The sequence below is a fragment of the Streptomyces sp. Go-475 genome, assembly GCF_003330845.1.
In the GTDB taxonomy this organism is placed as follows: domain Bacteria; phylum Actinomycetota; class Actinomycetes; order Streptomycetales; family Streptomycetaceae; genus Streptomyces.
Window position 1 is genome coordinate 6354866 of record NZ_CP026121.1, and the last position, 20601, is coordinate 6375466.

Sequence of the window (20601 nt, forward strand, 5' to 3'; positions counted from 1 at the left end):
ATATTCCGACTATGCGTCGGCCGCGCGTGAATGTCGGCTCCACGATCGCGACTACTCCGTCATAGGGGCTGGGACCTTGATAGGTAGATTCGCATCCTTAGCGCACCCCAGTTTATCTGCGAGTCGACGCGAGATGGAGTTCAGTATGATCATCCTGTCCTTGCTTGTCTCCTCCTCTTTGAATTGATCGCCCGAGCTGTACATACTCGCTTTCACGTATGGCTTGGTTCCCTCGGGACCCTTTGTCGGGCAAGCGAAGAAAAGAGATGCCCCGAAGTTAGCATTCGTGGCCGCGTAAGCGCCAATCGAGTAAACGGTTGTCTTCGGTGAGTCTCTCTGCAAGGCTGTGCGTTTATCTGGGTGGCTGGTAGCCACTTCGAAGTCAACCTCGATCAAGGGGTGCGCGCTCTTGTCGCCAACTGTGTAGATGGTGCACTGGTTTCGTTCGGAGGCGGTGCCATGAAGTCCCTCGACTGCACTGCTTAGTGAGAACTTCTTTTGTGAGGCGCCGTCGGCGGTGTTCCGCCCCTCAAGCTCTGCGAATTTATCCGTTCCTCCTGAAATCCTTTTCAGCGCAGCTGCCGCTGATGTATTGAGAGTTGATGCACAGACTTGAGTGGCGGGGACCCCGTCTGCTTCCGAGGTGGTGTCCTTACTGCAACCGGACAGTGCTGCGATAGTCAAAGCACTAGAAAGCGTCCACAAAAGGATCTTATTTTTTTGGCCGACTTGATTTCCGAGAGGTGGCATCTGGTTCACTGTGTCAGTCTTCCTTGTAGGCGGGGCGCCCGCGGTAGTCATTCTGATGCGAACCTGTTCCAAGGTATCCTGCCTTGATCTCTTCCTTCCAGTTCTGTTCGTCTGCCACTTCCGCGGCATTTGGGTGAGCTTTGAAATATGTTTCGTAACTGGTTCCGATGGTCTCGAAACCCTTGTCGTAAAATAGTGCGCTTGTCACCTGAGCTTGCTCTCGAGGATCCTGCTCTGCACTGTCTGCCCCCTTGTCGATTTGTTGCCCAATGAAGGTGCTGAGCGCTTCCCCTGCCGTTTCTGCTGCAATGGGGGCAATTGCCACTCCAGCACCTGCCGCTCCTGGAACCGGAATACAAGCGACGCCGCCACCTACGACGGCTCCTACGCCGAACTTGATCCACTCTGTTGATCTGCCGAGTGACTTGTTGGCTTCCTCGGCGTTGGCTCCGTAAGTTGTTTCTGCTTGCTGGACGCGAGAGTTGTCCAGAATCCCTCGAGCTTCAGCTTCGGCCGACAGGGCGTCTCGGGCGTGATCGATATTTTGGTCGTTTGTGGGCGGATTGGCATCGAGCATGCTCAATGTGTACAGATGCTGAGCCGAGGTGACGACGCCGTGCGAGGTCTCGTTCTGGCCCAACACGCTGAGGAAATTGATGGCGCCCTGGTTCCCGAAATCAGCGCGCCCCGGGTATTTGGCGGGGAAGTTGCCGTCGTCCTTTGCGTGATCACCTAGTCCCGAGAGGCTGTAGTCGATGTCATCGATATAAGCAGCCCCCATCTTTCCTAGGCTGTCTGCCAGCTCAGACTGGCGGTGCAGCAGCTTGGGGCCATCCTCGCTGCCATAGAGGTAGGCGACTTGCTCCATGACGCCGGCGGTGGCAGCAGTGCGGTGGTCTGCGCTCCCGGGGACCATGGGGTCCCTGCCCGACATGGGAGCGGCGTCATAGGCGTATCCGGTCGTCGCTGCCTCTAGAGCATGCCCCAGGGCGTCGTGGCCTGCGATGAAGTCTCGTTCCCCGTCGAGGGTGGGATCGGGCAGCCAGATCCGCTCCTTGACCAGGTACCTGAGGTGGTCGTGGAGCTCGGAGTTCTTGTTGACGCCGCCTCCCGTTCCTTCGGGCTGAGCGAAGAAGCGTGTTGCGGCATCGGGGTTGTGGCCGAGCGCCTGGAGGAAGCCGTTCATCGGGTCACGACCACGGTCGTTCTTGTCCCAGAAGTTGAGATCACCCTGGTTCCAGTTGTTGATCCAGGGGCTCATGTCCTTTACGTTGCGTTCCTTGTCGAAGGAGATGAGCTTCTCGCCGTAATCATTCAGGAACTGGTCGTCGTAATCGCCGAACCGCATGAGGTTGCTCATGACTGCAAAGCCACTAGGATCGTTAGCGTCGTCGATGCCAAGTCGGTCGGGACCGAGCTGGATTATCTTCCTCTCCCATCTCGCCATGGCCTCACTGTCGGAGAGAGTGGCAGTGCCGAGCGTTATGCCAAGGTTCTTCTGTAGCTGCTTGGCTTGGTCCCACATCTTCGGGTTGCGACTGTAGCCTTGGTACGGGTCGGCGACACCGGCGTAGAACTCCAGAGTTTTCTTGGCCCCTACATCAGTAGTGAGCCTCTCGGCGAAGAGCGGATCCTTCCCGTACTTGGCCAGATTCTCGTTGAGTTGATTGAGCTCAGTACTGGTGAGCTCATGGGGGTCCTTTCTCATGATGTCGGCCATGTTTTTGGCAGCCTTGACTGTCTCCGCTGCTGAGTCCCGGTCCTTGTAACTGGCACCAGAGAATCCGTGCTTCGCCTGGTCCACGAGGAGTTTGAGTACCTCGGCCGCGCTGTTGTCGGATGCTGTGGCCTTCGTGAGGATCCGCTGGATCTCGTCCCGGAAATTGTGCACTTCCTGCTGCGTGTGCTCGGGGACATGAGTGTCCTTGGCAGCGCGGTCGGGGTGGACGTTCATCGTGACAGTGAACGTGCCGTTGCCCGTGTCCATCACCGTGAGGTTTTTCTTGACACCTCGCTCGATGGCGTCCGTGAGTTGTGTGCGGTAGCTGACTAGTTCGTCATGAGTGTCTTTGAGGATCTTGGTGATGGAGTCGGCCTGTGTGTGGGCGTCGGTGAACTCGCCGGCGGTCTTATCGACGAACTCACGGGTGACCGTCGCGTTGTCGCCTGCCCAGTTGGCCTTGTCAGCCCTGGCCTTGAGGTTGCGTTCCGCGTCCTCCTTGAGGTTCGCGAGATGCTTTGTCATCTGCTCCCAGTCGGTGATTGCCTGACCGAGTTTGGACAAATTTCCGAAGCGGAGTGCGTCGAGATCCATCGGCTCAGCCGCCCTTCCGCTCGTCGAAGCTTTCGTCCAGGGTGGAGATGCTGCTGATAATGGTGGAGATGTATGTCTCGTCGGCGGCGTGCTGATTCTTGGTGTAGCGCAGATGATTGGAGATGTGCGCACAGGCATCCAGAAGAGACCGTGCTTGGTCCACCCAGCGCTCAGCGACGTGACTGAGCGCACCGCCCAAGGCGAAGCCCTCGCTCTGAAGCCCGCCCGCGGCAGCCAGGGAGGAGACGCGGGCGTGGTCGCTGTAGCGTCCGAAATCCTCGAACAGATCATGCGCAGCTTTACCGATGGCCGATAGGTCCTTCTGGCTGACTCTGAGGTCGCCCCATGCATCCCTGGTGCCCGTACCGCTGTTCGGGTCCGCGGGCACGTGATTGAGCTGCATGTGGGCCGATTGTTTGCTCGCAGCCTCAGCCTTGAGCTGCTCCCACTCATCCCACGCCATGCGTGGTCCCCTTCCCCGTATCTCCGTGAAGCCCGCCTTGCGGACTGGAGCGTGTCCGACCAGATACCAACTCGCCAGACCCCGTGAACTCGGTTCAAGAGAGTTCACGGATCTCACCAAACTCTCCACAAGTTGCCGCCGCGGGGCTGGCCGCAGTGGAGCCATCAGGCCTGGGCGCCTATCACCTGACCCGGTTACATGTTGTCCGGCATCAACCCCGTCTGCACCAACGACTTCCCCCTCCGCCGAGACACAAAGACCCCCCGCCCCGCAGGCATGGGCCGCGGCCGAACCCCGCCCAGCAGATCCCCCTCACTCGGATCACCGGCCAGCACAACCCCCTGCGCTCCCAGTTCCTTCACCCGCTGCATGAACGCCTCGTAAGACGCCCGCCCCGCACCGGCTGTCGACCGCGCGATGATGAATCGCACCCCGACATCCCGGGCGAACGGCAAGAGTTCCGTCAGTCCCGCCAGTGGGTTCCCGCTCGACGTGGCCACGAGGTCGTAGTCGTCGATGACGACGTACACCGTGGGCCCGCGCCACCAGCTCCGGTCCCGCAGCTGCTGGGCGGTGACGTCGGCTGTCGGTGTGCGGCGCTTCATCAGGTCGGCCAGGGCGACCATGTGGTGGTCCATGGAGTTGGACATGGGGATGTACTCGGCGAGGTGGGACGAGGGTGTCACGTCCAGCAGCGAGCGCCGGTTGTCGATGACGAACAACTTGGCCTCGTCGCCCGAGTACCTTTGCGTCACCTGCTTGATCAGCAGCCGCAGCAGGTTCGACTTGCCCGATTCGCTTTCGCCGAAGACGAGGAAGAACGGGTCCTGCTCGAAGTCGACGAAGACCGGTTCAAGGTTGTCCTCGTCGAGGGCGAAGGCGACGCCTCGGCGCGGGAAGCGATCGCCCGGAGGTAGTTGGTCGGCCGGGAACTCGCGGGGAAGCAGGCGGACTTCGGGGGCGCCGGGGGCCTGCCAGTGCCGGGCGACCTCGGTGGCGAGGGCCGCCGTGGCGTCCGCCAGGTCCGTGTCGGAGGTCAGACCGTCGATGCGCGGCACCGCCGCCATGAAGTGCAGTTTCTGTGGCGCCTGTCCGCGGCCGGGCACACCCGCCGGGACGTTCGCGGCCACCTTGCGGTCCAGCTCGGAATCCATCGTGTCGCCGAGCCGCAGCTCCAGGCGGTTCATCAGGTGGTCCTTGAGGTTGGCCCTGACCTCCATCGAGCGTGAGGCCGTCAGGATCAGGTGGACGCCGTAACCGAGACCCCGCGCGGCGATGTCGTGGATCACCTGGTCCATCGCCTCGTATTCCGCGCGGAAGTTGCCCCAGCCGTCGATGACCAGGAACACGTCGCCCCAGGGCTGATCCGTGACCGAGATCTCGCCCCGGGCCCGCCTGGCCCGGAAGTCCGCGATCGACGCGATGCCCGCGGAGCGGAAGTACTCCTCGCGGCGGGTCAGCACGCCGTACACCTCGGCCACCGTGCGCCGCACCCGCTCCGGATCCAAGCGCGAGGCGACCCCGCCCACGTGCGGCAGTCCGGCCACTGCCGCCATGCCGCCACCTCCGAAGTCGAGGCCGTAGAACTGCACTTCGTGCGGCGTGTGCGTGAGCGCGAACGCCGAGATCAGGGTGCGCAGCAGCGTCGACTTGCCGGACTGCGGGCCGCCGATGATCTGCATGTGGCCGGCCGCGCCGGAGAAGTCGACCCAGAGCGGGTCGCGGCGCTGTTCGTACGGCTTGTCCACCAGGCCCGCCGGTACGATCAGGCGGCCGGCACCCTCGTAGCCCGGCTGTGTGAGGCCGCGGCCCTGCACCGCCGTGAGGCCGGGCAGGAGCCCGTCGAGCGGCGGCGGGCTGTCCAGCGGCGGCAGCCATACCTGGTGAGCCGCCGGACCCTGCGCCTCCAGCCGGCGCACGATCACGTCGAGCACGGTGTCGGCGAGCGCGTCGTCGATCTCCGGACCGTCCGAAGCGGAAGGGCGCTGTCGCGGCACAGCCACGTACCGCACCGGCACCTCGGCCGCCGTGAACAGCACCGGACGCCGGTCCACCGGCAGCGGGCCGCCGCCCAGCGTCGCCCGCTGCGGGCCCGAGCGGTACACGCCGGAGACGTACGCCGCCTTGAAACGCACCATCTCGCCCGTACCGAACTTCAGAAGGCCGGAGCCCGGGACGTTCGGCAGCTCATAGGCGTCCGGTACGCCGATCGCCGCGCGGGACTCCGCGGCGGAGAAGGTACGCAGACCGACTCGGTACGACAGGTAGGTCTCCAGGCCGCGCAGACGGCCCTCCTCCAGTCGCTGCGACGCGAGCAGCAGGTGCACGCCGAGCGACCGGCCGATGCGGCCGATCTGCACGAACATCTCGATGAAGTCGGGCTTCGCCGTCAGCAGCTCACTGAACTCGTCGATGACCAGGACCAGTGACGGAATGGGCTGCAGGGCCGCACCAGCCGCGCGGGCCTTCTCGTAGTCGTGGATGTTGGCGTAGTTGCCCGCGTCCCGCAGCATCTCCTGGCGGCGGTTGAGTTCGCCGCGGATGGAGTCGCCCATGCGGTCGACCAGGGTGAGGTCGTCCGCGAGGTTGGTGATGACGGCCGCCACGTGCGGCATCCGCGCCATACCGGCGAAGGTCGCGCCGCCCTTGAAGTCCGCCAGGACGAAGTTGAGCGTCTCCGACGAATGGGTGACCGCCAGGCCCAGTACCAGAGTGCGCAGCAGCTCCGACTTGCCGGAGCCGGTGGCGCCCACGCACAGGCCGTGTGGACCCATGCCCTCCTGCGCGGCCTCCTTGAGGTCGAGCATCACGGGGCGGCCGTCCTCGCCGACACCGATCGGCACCCGCAGCCGTTCGGCCAGCGAACGCGGCCGCCACGTGCGCTGGGTGTCGATCGACGCCGCGTCACCGAGGTTCAGCAGGTCGGTGAACTCCAGGTTGGCGAGCAGCGGTTCGTCGTCGTCCCCGCCCGACGCCATCCGCAGCGGGGCCAACTGCCGGGCCAAGGCCTCGGCGGACTCGTACGAGAGGACGTCCGGAGTTCCCTCGTAGACGACACCCTGCCCCGACTCCAGGTGAAGCGCCTCGGGCTGTACGACGATGGAGAGCTCGCCGCCGCCCGCGGTCAGATCGCCGGGAACCACCTCGAGGACGGTGACGCCGTGGAGCCCTTCAGGGTTGGCCAGGACCGAGTCCGGCGGCAGGGAGAGACCGTCGAGTACGACGACGATGTGGGGCTCCTCCGGCAGGGGTGCCGCGTTCGGGTGGAAGCGCGGGCGTCCGGTCAGCCGGGTGGCGAGCAGGTTCTCCAGCTCGCGGCTGTCGCTGTTGATCAGCCTGCGGCTGCCCGCTCCGTCCACGGCACCGGGCGCCTGGACGTGCGGCAGCCACTTGGCCCACTCCCAGTGGGGCAGGGCCTCGCGGCCCGCCGCCACCACGATGAGCAGATCCTCCGGAGAGTGCAGCGCCGCCAGCGAGCCGGTCATGGCCCGTACGGAGGACCGTACGGACTGCGGATCGCCGCTGATCGTGACGTGGTAGAACGCCCGCAGCGAAACCGCCATGGGCAGGTCGTCCAGGGTGCTGTGGACGGCGAGGAAGCGCTGCATCGCACCCGCGGTCAGCGGCTCCAGCTGCGTGACGGGGGCGGTCTCGGGGGCGACGAGGGCGCTGGCGAGGGCCTGCGCGCCGAGACCGATGCGGACCTGCGCGAAGTCCTCGTCACCGGGGCGTCGTTCCCACACTCGGCTGCCCTCGGCGACCAGGGCCCACAGCTGTTCGGGGGAGGGGTGGAGGAAGTACTGCACGTCGCGCTGTGTCCTCGCCGTGTCGACGACCGTGCGCCGGACCTGCGCCAGGTAGCTCAGGTAGTCGCGGCGCATGTCCGCCAACTCCCCCTGCGAGCCGCGGCGGAAGCGGATCACCATCGCGACGGACATGGCGATCGTCGAGGCAATCATGATCATGCCCATGATCCTCATGAACGGCTGCCCGCTCGTGAAGAAGAAGACCACCGAGCCACCCATGCCCAACGTGGGCAGGAGTTGCATCAGCACGCTCTCCCGGTGTCCCCGCGGCAGCTCGGGCGGAGGCTGCAGAACGATCTCCTGTGTGGGCACTTCGGACGGCAGCACCCGAGGCGGGCGCTTCACGACGATGTGGCTCACTGTCATCCATTCCCTCGGCCGGCCCGAGAGTCCGTCCGCCGCCCCGTGTCAGGCGGACGCAGGCCGCCGCGTGATCCTACTGACCTCAGTGGGGACAAGGGGGCGATAGGGTTCCGGAGTTCGCATCGGCACACACGAGTTGAGCCGGAGCAATGGGGGCATAGCGCGCGATCCGGCGAGTTGCGGAACCCCCGGCGACGGCACGAAGGCACTGTTCCCACGACCTCGCCGCACGGTCGGTCACAGGGGACGGGGAATACGCGTAGGACTTCCATCCCGTTGGTACGGAATCATCACTGAGGGGGAGCAGCAGGTGAGCATGACGGCCTCCGCGGCAGCAACCGGAGGGGGACCCGGTACGGGAACTCCCGCTGGGGCGGGCACGGGTCTCGGTTTCTGCCGCGTCACCATCGTCGCGCCCGACAGCCGGATCGACGTGGCGCTGCCCGACGACATCCCGGTCGCCGACATCTATCCGGAGATCCTCAGGCTCTCCCAGCAGCGTCCTGCCGAGGGCGCACCCGTCGGCTACCACCTGGTCCGCCGGGACGGCACCGTCCTCGACAGCGCCCGCTCCTTCGCCGCCCAGCGCGTCCTCGACGGCGAACTCCTCGCGCTGCGCCCGTTCTCCGAGTCGCTGCCACCCGCCGTCTTCGACGACGTCTCCGAAGCGGTCGCCTCCGCCGTGACCAGCGAACGCACCTTGTGGAACGGTGACTTGACGCGTGCGGCGGGCCTCGTCGGGGGAGGTGTACTGCCGGCTCTGCTCGCCTTCGTCGCTTGGACGGGCGACCCGCTCCACGACATGAACAGCCTGCCCGGCATCCTCGCCGGCGTCGCCGGTGTCCTCCTGGTCGTCCTCGCCTGCGTGCGCGCCCGGGTCTACGACGACCGGGCCTCGGCCATCGCCTTGGGTCTCGGCGCCCTCCCCAACGTCGGCGTGGCCGGCTCGGGTCTTCTGCCGCTCGCCGACGGGCAGGGGATCGGCAAGCTCCAGTTCCTTCTCGCCTGCGCGGCGGTGCTGCTGGCCTCGGTCGTGCTCACCCTGTGCTCGCCGAGTGGGGACGGCCCGTTCGTCAGCTTCGTCGTGGCCTCCGCCATCGGCCTGCTAGCCGTGTTCGCGGCGATCCTCGCCGACTGGACGCCTTCCGAGACCGCCGCGCTGTGCGCCCCGATCGCCGTCGGAGGCCTGGCCTTCCTGCCGGGGCTGTCGATGCGCTTCGCCCGGCTCCCGATCGGCTTCGACATCCCGAACACGGCCCCGCGCAGCGCGTACGACACCGACCCCACCCCCCACGAGCCGGTCGACGCCGAGCGGGTCACCGCCCAGGCGCGGCGCGGACACGAACTCCTGGTCGGCCTGGTGGGCGGCTGCGCGCTGATCGCCGTGAACTCATCGGCGGTCCTCGGGTTCTCCTCGAACGTCTGGGCCCAGCTCCTCGCCCTCACGACCGGCCTGGCCCTGCTGATGCGCGCCCACCTCTTCCGGTACACCGCCCAGGTGGCCCCCGTCCTGGCCGCCGGTCTCGCCTCTCTCGTACTGCTCGGCCTCGGGCTGGCGCTCAATCCGCCGCACTCGATGGTCCGCGAGGCCCTCACGGGCGACCGCACCGACCTCGACATCCGGACCATCTGGCTCGTCGCGGCGATCGCCGCGACGGCCGCGCTCGTCACGGCGATCGGCCTGATCGTCTCGCGCGGCGGCCTCACCCCGTTCTGGGGACGCTTCCTCGAGATCGCCGAGGGCTTCGTGCTGCTGACCCTGGTGCCGCTGACCCTGGCTGTGTTCGACGTGTACGCGACGGTCCGCTCGATGACCGGCTGAGTCCCGACCCGCTTCCTTCGCCCAGCGGGTGGCGGCGGCCGCAGGCGCCGGGCTGCCGCGGGACCCGTTTCCCGCTCAGTCGGACACGCCGTCGACCGCCACGACGCGGAGCCCTGCCCGGATTCGACCGGCACTCGTCACTGGTCAGCGACGAGTGCCAGTCGACCCGGTCAGGCCTTCCGCTACCCACCCGTCACTCCGGGGCAAGCCCTCCATTGCGGGGCGCCGGCTCCAGATCGAACTCCCCGTCCCGCGCCCCCAGCACGAACGCCCGCCACTCCGCCTCCGTGTAGCGCAGCACCGTCTCCGGGTCCAGCGAGGACCGCATGGCCACCGCCCCCTCGGGCAGGTACGCGATCTCGACCCGCTCCTCGTGCTCCTCGGTGCCCGGCGCGCAGTGCCACTCGACACCGGAGATGTCGAGGGCGTAGAGCTCGTCCCGCTCCCGCTCCTTGCGTGCCTTGATCTCCTCAGCCGTCTCCGCCATCTCGCAGCGACCCCTTCCCGACATATGAACGATCCGAGCCCGCCCACCCTAGTGGCCGCCCCCGCCCCGCCCGGGAGGTTCGGGGACCAGGGCAAAGACGCCCCCGACCACCTGGTACCCTGGTCGACGGCCGTTTGTGTACGCACCCCCGGAGCCGATCGCTCTGGAGGCCGCGCCCAGCGGATCCCCGCCTTCCGAGTCAGGGAAGCTCCCCCGAGAAGCAGACCGGGGGCACTCGGTGGCTATCCACAGATTATGAGGAGTACGCGTGTCGCTCGACGCCGCTACGAAGAAGCAGATCATGGCCGAGTTCGGTACCAAGGAGGGTGACACCGGCTCCCCCGAGGTCCAGGTCGCTCTGCTGTCGCGTCGGATCTCCGACCTGACCGAGCACCTCAAGACCCACAAGCACGACCACCACTCCCGCCGTGGCCTGCTGATCCTGGTGGGTCAGCGTCGCCGCCTTCTCCAGTACCTGGCGAAGAAGGACATCCAGCGCTTCCGTACGCTGGTCGACCGCCTCGGCATCCGCCGCGGTGCGGCGGGCGCCAAGTAAGACGCCGTGAAGGGAGCGGTTCCCGGGAGAAACGGGACCGCTCCCTTTGCTGTACGCACGGGACTGTACGTGCGGAGTGTCACCACCCCTTTGTAGTGTGGTAGCACAACGCAATACGGACGACACAGCACGACAAGAAGAGGAGAGGCGCTCCAAGCCGCCGCCGGTCCTCGGTAGTGGCCCCCGGGGGAAGCGAGCCCCGGGTGCTTCGATCGAAGACCGGCCCGCACAGCACGGCGCGCATCTCCGCAACCGTCCCCCTGCCACACGGGCAGCCGGGACGAAGACGAGGAGAAAACGCTAGTGGAGAACGAGACCCACTACGCCGAGGCCGTCATCGACAACGGCGCCTTCGGCACCCGCACCATCCGCTTCGAGACGGGCCGCCTGGCCAAGCAGGCCGCCGGCTCCGCCGTGGCGTACCTGGACGACGACACCATGGTGCTGTCGGCCACCACCGCCTCCAAGAACCCCAAGGACCAGCTCGACTTCTTCCCGCTCACGGTGGACGTCGAGGAGCGGATGTACGCCGCCGGCAAGATCCCCGGCAGCTTCTTCCGCCGCGAGGGCCGTCCCTCCGAGGACGCGATCCTCACCTGCCGCCTGATCGACCGCCCGCTGCGCCCGTCCTTCAAGAAGGGCCTGCGCAACGAGATCCAGGTCGTGGCCACGATCATGGCGCTCAACCCCGACCACCTGTACGACGTCGTGGCGATCAACGCCGCCTCCGCGTCCACGCAACTGGCCGGCCTGCCCTTCTCCGGCCCGATCGGCGGCGTCCGCGTCGCGCTGATCAACGGCCAGTGGGTGGCCTTCCCGACGCACACCGAGCTCGAGGACGCCGTCTTCGACATGGTCGTCGCGGGCCGCACCCTGGAGGACGGCGACGTCGCGATCATGATGGTCGAGGCCGAGGCCACCGAGAAGACGATCCAGCTGGTCAAGGGCGGCGCCGAGGCCCCCACCGAGGAGGTCGTCGCCGCCGGTCTCGAGGCCGCGAAGCCCTTCATCAAGGTCCTCTGCAAGGCCCAGGCCGACCTCGCGTCCAAGGCCGCCAAGCCCACCGGCGAGTTCCCGATCTTCCTCGACTACCAGGACGACGTCCTGGAGGCGCTGACGGCCGCCGTCAAGCCCGAGCTCGCCCAGGCGCTCACCATCGCCGGCAAGCAGGAGCGCGAGGCCGAGCTGGACCGCGTCAAGCAGCTCGCCGCCGAGAAGCTCCTGCCGGAGTTCGAGGGCCGCGAGAAGGAGATCTCCGCCGCGTACCGCTCGCTCACCAAGCAGCTGGTCCGCGAGCGCGTGATCAAGGAGAAGAAGCGCATCGACGGCCGCGGGCTGACGGACATCCGTACGCTCGCCGCCGAGGTCGAGGCCATCCCGCGCGTCCACGGCTCCGCCGTGTTCGAGCGTGGCGAGACCCAGATCCTCGGTGTCACCACGCTGAACATGCTCCGCATGGAGCAGCAGCTGGACACGCTGTCGCCGGTGACGCGCAAGCGCTACATGCACAACTACAACTTCCCGCCGTACTCCACCGGCGAGACCGGCCGCGTCGGCTCCCCCAAGCGCCGCGAGATCGGCCACGGCGCCCTCGCCGAGCGCGCCCTGATCCCGGTCCTGCCGACGCGCGAGGAGTTCCCCTACGCGATCCGCCAGGTCTCCGAGGCGCTCAGCTCCAACGGCTCGACGTCGATGGGCTCGGTCTGCGCCTCCACCATGTCGCTGCTGAACGCCGGTGTGCCCCTGAAGGCCCCGGTCGCCGGTATCGCCATGGGCCTGATCTCCCAGGAGATCGAGGGCGAGACGCACTACGTCACCCTCACCGACATCCTCGGTGCGGAGGACGCCTTCGGCGACATGGACTTCAAGGTCGCCGGCACCAAGGAGTTCGTCACCGCCCTCCAGCTCGACACCAAGCTGGACGGCATCCCCGCCTCCGTCCTCGGCGCTGCCCTCAAGCAGGCCCGTGACGCCCGCCTCCACATCCTCGACGTGATGATGGAAGCGATCGACACGCCGGACGAGATGTCCCCGAACGCCCCGCGGATCATCACCGTCAAGATCCCCGTGGACAAGATCGGCGAGGTCATCGGCCCCAAGGGCAAGATGATCAACCAGATCCAGGAGGACACGGGCGCCGAGATCACCATCGAGGACGACGGCACGATCTACATCGGTGCCGCCGACGGCCCCGCCGCCGAGGCCGCCCGCGCCACGATCAACGGCATCGCCAACCCGACGATGCCCGAGGTCGGCGAGCGCTACCTCGGTACGGTCGTGAAGACGACCACCTTCGGCGCGTTCGTCTCCCTGCTCCCCGGCAAGGACGGTCTGCTGCACATCTCGCAGATCCGCAAGCTGGCCGGCGGCAAGCGCGTGGAGAACGTCGAGGACGTCCTCGGTGTGGGCGCCAAGGTCCAGGTCGAGATCGCCGAGATCGACTCCCGCGGCAAGCTCTCCCTGATCCCGGTCATCGAGGGCGAAGACAACGATGAGACGAAGGACGACACCGACAAGTGACGTCGAGCAGCTCCAAGGCGACGGCCCGCACCTCCTCCGAGGCGCGGGCCGTCGCCCGTACCCAAACCCTCATCAAGGGCCAGAACGGCATCGGCACGGTCCGCAAGACCACCCTCCCGGGCGGCCTGCGCATCGTCACCGAGACCCTGCCCTCGGTCCGCTCCGCGACCTTCGGCATCTGGGCGCACGTCGGCTCCCGTGACGAGACGCCCGCGCTGAACGGCGCCACGCACTACCTGGAGCACCTGCTCTTCAAGGGCACGCACCGCAGGTCCGCCCTGGACATCTCCTCCGCCATCGACGCCGTCGGCGGCGAGATGAACGCGTTCACGGCGAAGGAGTACACGTGCTACTACGCACGCGTGCTCGACAGCGACCTGCCGCTCGCCATCGACGTCGTCTGCGACATGCTGACCGGCTCGCTCATCCTCGAGGAGGACGTCGACGTCGAGCGCGGCGCCATCCTCGAAGAGATCGCCATGACCGAGGACGACCCGGGCGACTGCGTGCACGACCTCTTCGCACACACGATGTTCGGCGACAACCCCCTCGGCCGCCCCGTCCTCGGCACGGTCGACACGGTCAACTCCCTCACCGCCGACCGCATCCGCCGCTTCTACAAGAAGCACTACGACCCGACTCACCTGGTCGTCGCCTGCGCCGGCAACATCGACCACGGCAAGGTCGTGAGGCAGGTCCGCGCCGCCTTCGAGAAGGCCGGCGCCTTCAAGGACCTCACCGCCGAGCCCGTCGCCCCGCGCGACGGCAAGCGCGCCCTGCGCACCGCGGGCCGCGTCGAGCTGATCGACCGCAAGACCGAGCAGGCCCATGTCGTGCTCGGCATGCCCGGCCTGTCCCGCACCGACGAGCGCCGCTGGGCCCTCGGCGTGCTGAACACCGCCCTCGGCGGCGGCATGTCCTCCCGCCTCTTCCAGGAGGTCCGGGAGAAGCGCGGCCTGGCCTACAGCGTCTACTCGTACACCTCCGGCTTCGCCGACTGCGGCCTGTTCGGCGTGTACGCGGGCTGCCGGCCCTCCCAGGTGCACGACGTGCTGAAGATCTGCCGCGACGAGCTGGACCACGTCGCCGCGCACGGCCTCTCGGACGACGAGATCGGGCGCGCGATCGGCCAGCTCCAGGGCTCCACGGTCCTCGGCCTGGAGGACACCGGCGCGCTGATGAACCGTATCGGCAAGAGCGAGCTGTGCTGGGGCGAGCAGATGTCCGTCGACGACATGCTGTCCCGGATAGCCTCGGTCACCCCGGACGACGTCCGCTCGGTCGCCCGCGAGATCCTGGGACGGCGGCCCTCCCTGTCGGTCATCGGCCCGCTGAAGGACAAACAGGCGGCCCGCCTGCACGACGCCGTCGCCTGACAATCCCCCTGGTGAAGGAAGCACAAGAGATGAGCAAGCTGCGCGTGGCGGTCCTCGGCGCCAAGGGCCGGATCGGCTCCGAAGCCGTCCGGGCCGTCGAAGCCGCCGAGGACATGGAGCTGGTCGCCGCCCTCGGCCGGGGCGACCAGCTGGAGACGCTGACCGAGGCAGGCGCCCAGGTCGCGGTCGAGCTGACCACGCCCGACTCGGTCATGGCCAACCTCGATTTCTGCGTCGGCCACGGCATCCACGCGGTCGTCGGCACCACCGGCTGGACCGAGGAGCGCCTCGCGCAGCTGAACGGCTGGCTGGCGAAGTCCCCGGAGACGGGCGTGCTCATCGCGCCGAACTTCTCCATCGGGGCCGTCCTCACCATGAAGTTCGCGCAGATCGCCGCCCCCTACTTCGAGTCCGTCGAGGTCGTCGAGCTGCACCACCCGAACAAGGTGGACGCCCCCTCCGGCACCGCCACGCGCACCGCGCAGCTCATCGCCGAGGCCCGCCGCGCCGCCGGCACCGCCCCGGCCCCCGACGCCACGGCCACCGCCCTCGACGGCGCCCGCGGTGCCGACGTCGACGGCGTCCCGGTCCACGCGGTCCGGCTGCGCGGACTCCTCGCCCACCAGGAGGTCCTGCTCGGCGGCGAGGGCGAGACCCTGACGGTCCGGCACGACTCGCTCCACCACAGCAGCTTCATGCCGGGCATCCTGCTCGGCGCCCGCCGCGTGGTGAGCACCCCGGGCCTGACCTTCGGCCTGGAACACTTCCTGGACCTGAACTGAGCCCCTGACCGTCATGCGCGCGAAGCTCTCCTACGCCCTCACGGCCGCCGTCCTGGTCGTCTACTTCGTCCTGGTCGGCAGCCGTGGCGTCCTGCTCATCGAGGCCGGCACGCCCCTCACCGTCACCTTCGGTGTCGCGGTGCTGATCCTGCCGGCCATCGGCGTGTGGTTCCTGTGGAAGAACACCCAGTTCGTCCGCAGGGCCAACGCCCTCGCCGCGGAACTCGACGCCGAGGGCGGCCTGCCCGTGGACGAGTTGAAGCGCACTCCCAGCGGCCGCATCGACCGCGACTCCGCCGACGAGGTCTTCGCCAGGCGCAAGGCCGAGACGGAGGCCGCTCCCGACGACTGGCGCACCTGGTTCCGCCTCGCCGTCGCCTACCACGACGCCCGCGACACCCCGCGCGCCCGCAAGGCGATGCAACGCGCGATCGCCCTGCACGACGGCAAGCAGCCCGAGGCCGCCTGACCTTCCGTCCCCTATGCCGGCGGGGCCGGACCGCGTACGGTCCGGCCCCGCCGGCATGAGAACGAGCAGATCAGCGCGGGCCGTACTCCCCGGCCCACGCCTCCACCGAGTCGGCCGCCCGGTCGAAGGCCTCCGTGCGGCCCAGGAAGTCCGCGTTGTGCGTGGTCAGCAGCGCCGGCAGCCCGTCCGCCGGCCGCCCCTGCCGCACGAGCAGCAGCGCCTGACCCTGCACCGTCCGCGGCAGTCCCAGCCAGCGCACGGGCTGCTGCACCGTACGCACCGAGGCGACCTGCTCCCAGGGAGCCGTACGCGTCGTGAGGAACCCGACGTGCCGCAGCCCGCGCGCGCTCACCCACACGCCCATGCGCAGCAGCCGCAGCGCCGCGACGATGACGAGCAGGGCCAGACCGAAGACCAGCCCGGCGGAGGCCGGTTCGGCCGTCGCCGCGATGATGACCGCGGCGAAGAGCACGAACGAGGCGAGCAGCAGCGCCAGCGCGGCCGCCGCCACCCGCCAGGGCCCGGGCCGGTACGGCCGCCGCCACCGGTCACGGTCGTCGTAAGGGAGCGGAACGTCGTCCGCCGCCTCGAAAACGCGGTCGGCCGTCAGGAAGGGCAGGGGCACGGCTGGTCCTCACTCGATCCATGCGTGGGCTGTGCCCGGTGAGGCTACCGATCTGTGTCCCCGGTCACCACCGGCGGGGGGCCGGATGGAGTCACGGCCGGCCCGGGGGTGCTTCAGCGCCTCTCGGACGCCTGCGACTGCTGAGGCTGGTCGGTCGAGTGGTCGGACGACAGCGCGGGCGTCCCGATGACCAGGGACCCCACGAGTCCCGCCACGATGGTGAGCCCCATGAGCCATCGGCCGGCCATCTGGCCGACGGACAGCCGCTCACGCGGTGGGGGAGTGACATTGCTGCGGAACCTGTCGGCCTCGGCGACGAAGGCGAACGGTACGGGTTCACGCCGACCGGACATCAGGGGTGCGTCTCCCTTCGGAGGTGGAACGGATCACTTTCATCTGTAGAGACGAACGAACTCCCTCAGAGGTGCCCTGTTTCACCGACTTCATTGCGGCACGCCACCGATCGCACGGAATTGGCCGGGCCGTAGAGTGGCGTCGCCACACGACGAGATGGGAAGGCCCTGCCAACCGTGACCGACACCCCCGCCGACGACCTCAAGCCCAGCTACCGCAGCGATGTCACCGTCGAGCTGGTCAAGCACACCGCGTCCGACGCGGACGTCCTCTTCGCCGCCCGCGTCTCGACCCTCGGCGAGCAGTCCCTGGACGAGCTGAAGAAGGACCCCGAGCGCTCCAAGGGTCTGATCAACTACCTGATGCGGGACCGGCACGGCAGCCCCTTCGAGCACAACTCGATGACCTTCCTGATCAGCGCCCCGATCTTCGTCTTCCGCGAGTTCATGCGGCACCGCGTCGGCTGGTCGTACAACGAGGAGAGCGGTCGCTACCGCGAGCTCCAGCCGGTCTTCTACGTCCCCGACGAGTCCCGCAAGCTCGTCCAGGAGGGCCGCCCGGGCAAGTACGTCTTCGTGGAGGGCACCCGGGCCCAGCAGGAACTGGTCGGCCGGGTCATGGAGGACTCCTACCGCCAGGCGTACGAGGCCTACCAGGAGATGCTCGCCGCCGGCGTCGCCCGCGAGGTCGCCCGCGCGGTCCTCCCGGTCGGCCTGTACTCGTCGATGTACGCCACCTGCAACGCCCGCTCCCTCATGCACTTCCTCGGCCTGCGCACCCAGCACGAGCTGGCCAAGGTCCCGTCCTTCCCGCAGCGCGAGATCGAGATGGTCGGCGAGAAGATGGAGGCCGAGTGGGCCCGGCTCATGCCGCTCACGTACGCCGCCTTCAACGCCAACGGGCGCGTGGCGCCGTAACGCGCTCCCGTTCCCCGGTCAGGTACAGATGTACGGTTCAGCCGCGCGAAGTGTCCGTATTGCGGCATTTAGAGAAGTTCATCTAGCCTGATCAAACGGGTCCGGCACTGCTTGAACCCCCGAGCAGGCAGTGCCGGGCTCCACCTTTGTCACGACTTGTCGCCTGCCCCGAGGGCAGACCCGGTCCTGAGCAACGAGTAGCGTGTAACCCATGGCTCCGACCTCGACTCCGCAGACCCCCTTCGGGCGGGTCCTCACCGCCATGGTCACGCCCTTCACGGCGGACGGCGCACTCGACCTCGACGGCGCGCAGCGGCTCGCCACCCACCTGGTGGACGCAGGCAACGACGGCCTGATCATCAACGGCACCACCGGCGAGTCGCCCACCACCAGCGATGCGGAGAAAGCGGACCTCGTTCGAGCCGTCCTGGACGCCGTCGGCGACCGCGCCCACGTCGTGGCCGGAGTCGGCACCAACGACACCCACCACAGCATCGAACTGGCCCGTGCGGCGGAGCGCACCGGCGCACACGGCCTGCTCGTCGTGACCCCGTACTACAACAAGCCCCCGCAGGAGGGCCTCTACCGGCACTTCACGGCCGTCGCCGACGCCACCGGCCTGCCGGTCATGCTCTACGACATCCCCGGCCGCAGCGGCGTCCCGATCAACACCGAGACGCTCGTCCGTCTCGCCGAGCACCCGCGGATCGTCGCCAACAAGGACGCCAAGGGCGACCTCGGCCGCGCCAGCTGGGCCATCGCCCGCTCCGGCCTCGCCTGGTACTCCGGCGACGACATGCTGAACCTGCCCCTGCTCTCCGTCGGCGCGGTCGGCTTCGTCTCCGTCGTCGGCCACGTGGTCACCCCCGAGCTGCGCGCCCTGGTCGAGGCGTACACCTCGGGCGACGTCCAGAAGGCCACCGAGATCCACCAGAAGCTGCTCCCGGTCTACACGGGCATGTTCCGCACGCAGGGCGTGATGACCACCAAGGCGGCGCTCGCCCTCCAGGGCCTGCCCGGCGGACCCCTGCGCGCCCCCATGGTCGAGTGCGCGCCCGAGGAGATCGAGCAACTCAAGATCGATCTTGCCGCCGGCGGGGTACAGCTCTGACATCAGACTTCGCGCGCCCCCCGCGCATGTGCTTCACAACTGAATAAGCGGGCCACCGGTGCCCGCACACCCCACACGACAACTGCTCATGCACGAACGTCACGCGCGCCACGTGCCCACCGGTACGTGGCGCGTGTGGTGAGGAGAGTCTTTTGAGTCATCCGCATCCCGAACTCAGCTCGCCCCCGCCGCTCCCCGAAGGCGGCCTGCGAGTCACCCCGCTCGGTGGCCTCGGCGAGATCGGCCGCAACATGACGGTCTTCGAGTACGACGGCCGCCTGCTGATCGTCGACTGCGGAGTGCTCTTCCCCGAGGAGGAGCAGCCCGGAATCGACCTGATCCTGCCGGACTTCTCGTCCATCAGGGACCGTCTCGACGACATCGAGGGCATCGTCCTCACGCACGGCCACGAGGACCACATCGGCGGCGTCCCCTTCCTCCTGCGCGAGAAGCCGGACATCCCACTGATCGGCTCCAAGCTGACCCTCGCCCTCATCGAGGCCAAGCTCCAGGAACACCGCATCCGCCCGTACACCCTCGAGGTGGCGGAGGGACACCGCGAGCGCATCGGCCCCTTCGACTGCGAGTTCGTCGCGGTCAACCACTCCATCCCGGACGCGCTGGCCGTGGCCATCCGCACCCCCGCGGGCATGGTCGTGCACACCGGCGACTTCAAGATGGACCAGCTCCCGCTGGACAACCGCCTCACGGACCTCCACGCATTCGCACGCCTGAGCGAGGAGGGCATCGACCTCCTCCTCTCGGACTCGACGAACGCCGAGGTGCCGGGGTTCGTCCCGCCAGAGCGGGACATCTCCAACGTCCTGCGCCAGGTCTTCGCGGGCGCCCGCAAGCGCATCATCGTCGCCAGCTTCGCCAGCCACGTGCACCGCATCCAGCAGATCCTGGACGCGGCGTACGAGTACGGCCGCCGGGTCGCCTTCGTCGGCCGCTCCATGGTCCGCAACATGGGCATCGCCCGGGACCTCGGCTATCTGAAGGTCCCGCCGGGTCTGGTCGTGGACGTCAAGACGCTCGACGACCTCCCGGACAACGAGGTGGTCCTGGTCTGCACGGGCTCCCAGGGCGAACCGATGGCCGCCCTGTCCCGCATGGCCAACCGCGACCACCAGATCCGCATCGTCCAGGGCGACACGGTGATCCTGGCGTCGTCCCTGATCCCGGGCAACGAGAACGCGGTCTACCGCGTGATCAACGGCCTGACCCGCTGGGGCGCCAACGTGGTCCACAAGGGCAACGCCAAGGTCCACGTCTCCGGCCACGCCTCCGCGGGCGAGCTGCTGTACTTCTACAACATCTGCCGCCCGAGGAACCTGATGCCGGTCCACGGCGAATGGCGCCACCTGCGCGCCAACGCCGAGCTGGGCGCCCTGACCGGCGTCCCGCACGACCGCATCGTCATCGCCGAGGACGGCGTCGCCGTGGACCTCGTCGAGGGCAAGGCGAAGATCTCCGGCAAGGTCCAGGCGGGCTACGTCTACGTCGACGGCCTCTCGGTCGGCGACGTCGGCGAGCCGGCCCTCAAGGACCGCAAGATCCTCGGCGACGAGGGCATCATTTCGGTCTTCGTGGTCATCGACTCGTCCACCGGGAAGATCACCGGCGGCCCGCACATCCAGGCCCGCGGCTCGGGCATCGAGGACTCCGCCTTCGGCGATGTGATTCCCCGGATCACCGAGGTACTCGAACGCTCCGCGCAGGACGGCGTGGTCGAACCCCACCAGATGCAGCAGCTCGTACGCCGCACCCTGGGCAAGTGGGTCTCGGACACGTACCGGCGCCGGCCGATGATCCTGCCCGTGGTGGTGGAGGTCTGACGACCCGTCGGGTCTGAGCCAGTGCCAACTGGGAGCGGGGCGCCTCGA

Annotated in this window: 16 protein-coding genes; 9 read left to right on the plus strand and 7 right to left on the minus strand. The window is 67.9% G+C overall.

Annotated elements, in window-relative coordinates:
* Positions 1–51: 51 nt before the first annotated feature.
* The 4 genes from C1703_RS39110 to eccCa all read right to left on the minus strand — a co-directional run bounded on the left by C1703_RS39110 (position 52) and on the right by eccCa (position 7693).
* Positions 52–759 (minus strand): hypothetical protein, encoded by a 708-nt coding sequence (locus C1703_RS39110; protein WP_157993183.1) that lies wholly within the window; start codon positions 757–759, stop codon positions 52–54.
* A 4-nt stretch (positions 760–763) separates the two neighbouring features.
* Complete coding sequence (locus tag C1703_RS29310) at positions 764–3064, minus strand: DUF6571 family protein (RefSeq protein WP_114255640.1); 2301 nt, start codon at positions 3062–3064, stop codon at positions 764–766.
* 4 nt (positions 3065–3068) lie between these two features.
* Positions 3069–3527, minus strand: coding sequence for a hypothetical protein (locus C1703_RS29315; protein WP_114255641.1), 459 nt, complete (start codon positions 3525–3527; stop codon positions 3069–3071).
* 194 nt (positions 3528–3721) lie between these two features.
* Positions 3722–7693, minus strand: a complete 3972-nt coding sequence (gene eccCa / locus C1703_RS29320) for a type VII secretion protein EccCa (RefSeq protein ID WP_198678462.1) — start codon at positions 7691–7693, stop codon at positions 3722–3724.
* Positions 7694–8006: 313 nt separating this feature from the next.
* Between eccCa and eccD the strand changes: the two genes are divergently transcribed.
* Positions 8007–9518 carry a type VII secretion integral membrane protein EccD gene (eccD, locus tag C1703_RS29325; RefSeq protein ID WP_232840623.1) on the plus strand — a complete coding sequence of 504 codons (1512 nt, stop codon included), beginning with the start codon at positions 8007–8009 and terminating at the stop codon, positions 9516–9518.
* Positions 9519–9711: 193 nt separating this feature from the next.
* On the opposite strand, the gene C1703_RS29330 is transcribed toward eccD, so the two are convergent.
* On the minus strand, positions 9712–10005 hold the full coding sequence (locus tag C1703_RS29330) for a DUF397 domain-containing protein (protein WP_114255643.1): 294 nt from the start codon (positions 10003–10005) through the stop codon (positions 9712–9714).
* A 268-nt stretch (positions 10006–10273) separates the two neighbouring features.
* Here C1703_RS29330 and rpsO point away from each other — a divergent pair, with 268 nt between their 5' ends.
* The 5 genes from rpsO to C1703_RS29355 all read left to right on the plus strand — a co-directional run bounded on the left by rpsO (position 10274) and on the right by C1703_RS29355 (position 15708).
* Positions 10274–10561, plus strand: coding sequence for a 30S ribosomal protein S15 (gene rpsO, locus C1703_RS29335; protein WP_031118350.1), 288 nt, complete (start codon positions 10274–10276; stop codon positions 10559–10561).
* 303 nt (positions 10562–10864) lie between these two features.
* Positions 10865–13081 (plus strand): polyribonucleotide nucleotidyltransferase, encoded by a 2217-nt coding sequence (locus C1703_RS29340; RefSeq protein ID WP_114255644.1) that lies wholly within the window; start codon positions 10865–10867, stop codon positions 13079–13081.
* Positions 13078–14457: a pitrilysin family protein gene (locus tag C1703_RS29345; protein ID WP_114255645.1), complete on the plus strand. Its 1380-nt coding sequence runs from the start codon at positions 13078–13080 to the stop codon at positions 14455–14457. The genes C1703_RS29340 and C1703_RS29345 overlap by 4 nt, the downstream gene beginning before the upstream one ends.
* A 29-nt stretch (positions 14458–14486) precedes the next feature.
* Positions 14487–15239, plus strand: coding sequence for a 4-hydroxy-tetrahydrodipicolinate reductase (gene dapB / locus C1703_RS29350; RefSeq protein ID WP_114255646.1), 753 nt, complete (start codon positions 14487–14489; stop codon positions 15237–15239).
* A 13-nt stretch (positions 15240–15252) separates the two neighbouring features.
* Entirely contained in the window at positions 15253–15708 is a 456-nt protein-coding gene (locus C1703_RS29355; protein WP_114255647.1) for a hypothetical protein, read from the plus strand.
* Positions 15709–15778: 70 nt separating this feature from the next.
* On the opposite strand, the gene C1703_RS29360 is transcribed toward C1703_RS29355, so the two are convergent.
* Together C1703_RS29360 and C1703_RS29365 are read right to left on the minus strand one after the other, a co-directional pair.
* On the minus strand, positions 15779–16333 hold the full coding sequence (locus C1703_RS29360; protein WP_114255648.1) for a hypothetical protein: 555 nt from the start codon (positions 16331–16333) through the stop codon (positions 15779–15781).
* A gap of 113 nt (positions 16334–16446) precedes the next feature.
* Positions 16447–16686: a hypothetical protein gene (locus C1703_RS29365; protein WP_114255649.1), complete on the minus strand. Its 240-nt coding sequence runs from the start codon at positions 16684–16686 to the stop codon at positions 16447–16449.
* 177 nt (positions 16687–16863) lie between these two features.
* Here C1703_RS29365 and thyX point away from each other — a divergent pair, with 177 nt between their 5' ends.
* The 3 genes from thyX to C1703_RS29380 all read left to right on the plus strand — a co-directional run bounded on the left by thyX (position 16864) and on the right by C1703_RS29380 (position 20553).
* The gene (thyX, locus tag C1703_RS29370) at positions 16864–17604 is read left to right on the plus strand and encodes an FAD-dependent thymidylate synthase (RefSeq protein WP_114255650.1); all 741 of its coding nucleotides are present in this window, start codon (positions 16864–16866) and stop codon (positions 17602–17604) included.
* A gap of 211 nt (positions 17605–17815) precedes the next feature.
* The gene (gene dapA, locus C1703_RS29375) at positions 17816–18715 is read left to right on the plus strand and encodes a 4-hydroxy-tetrahydrodipicolinate synthase (RefSeq protein ID WP_114255651.1); all 900 of its coding nucleotides are present in this window, start codon (positions 17816–17818) and stop codon (positions 18713–18715) included.
* Between the two features lie 152 nt (positions 18716–18867).
* A complete protein-coding gene (locus tag C1703_RS29380) occupies positions 18868–20553 on the plus strand; it encodes a ribonuclease J (protein WP_114255652.1) in 1686 nt (561 codons plus the stop codon).
* The last annotated feature ends 48 nt before the right edge of the window (positions 20554–20601 follow it).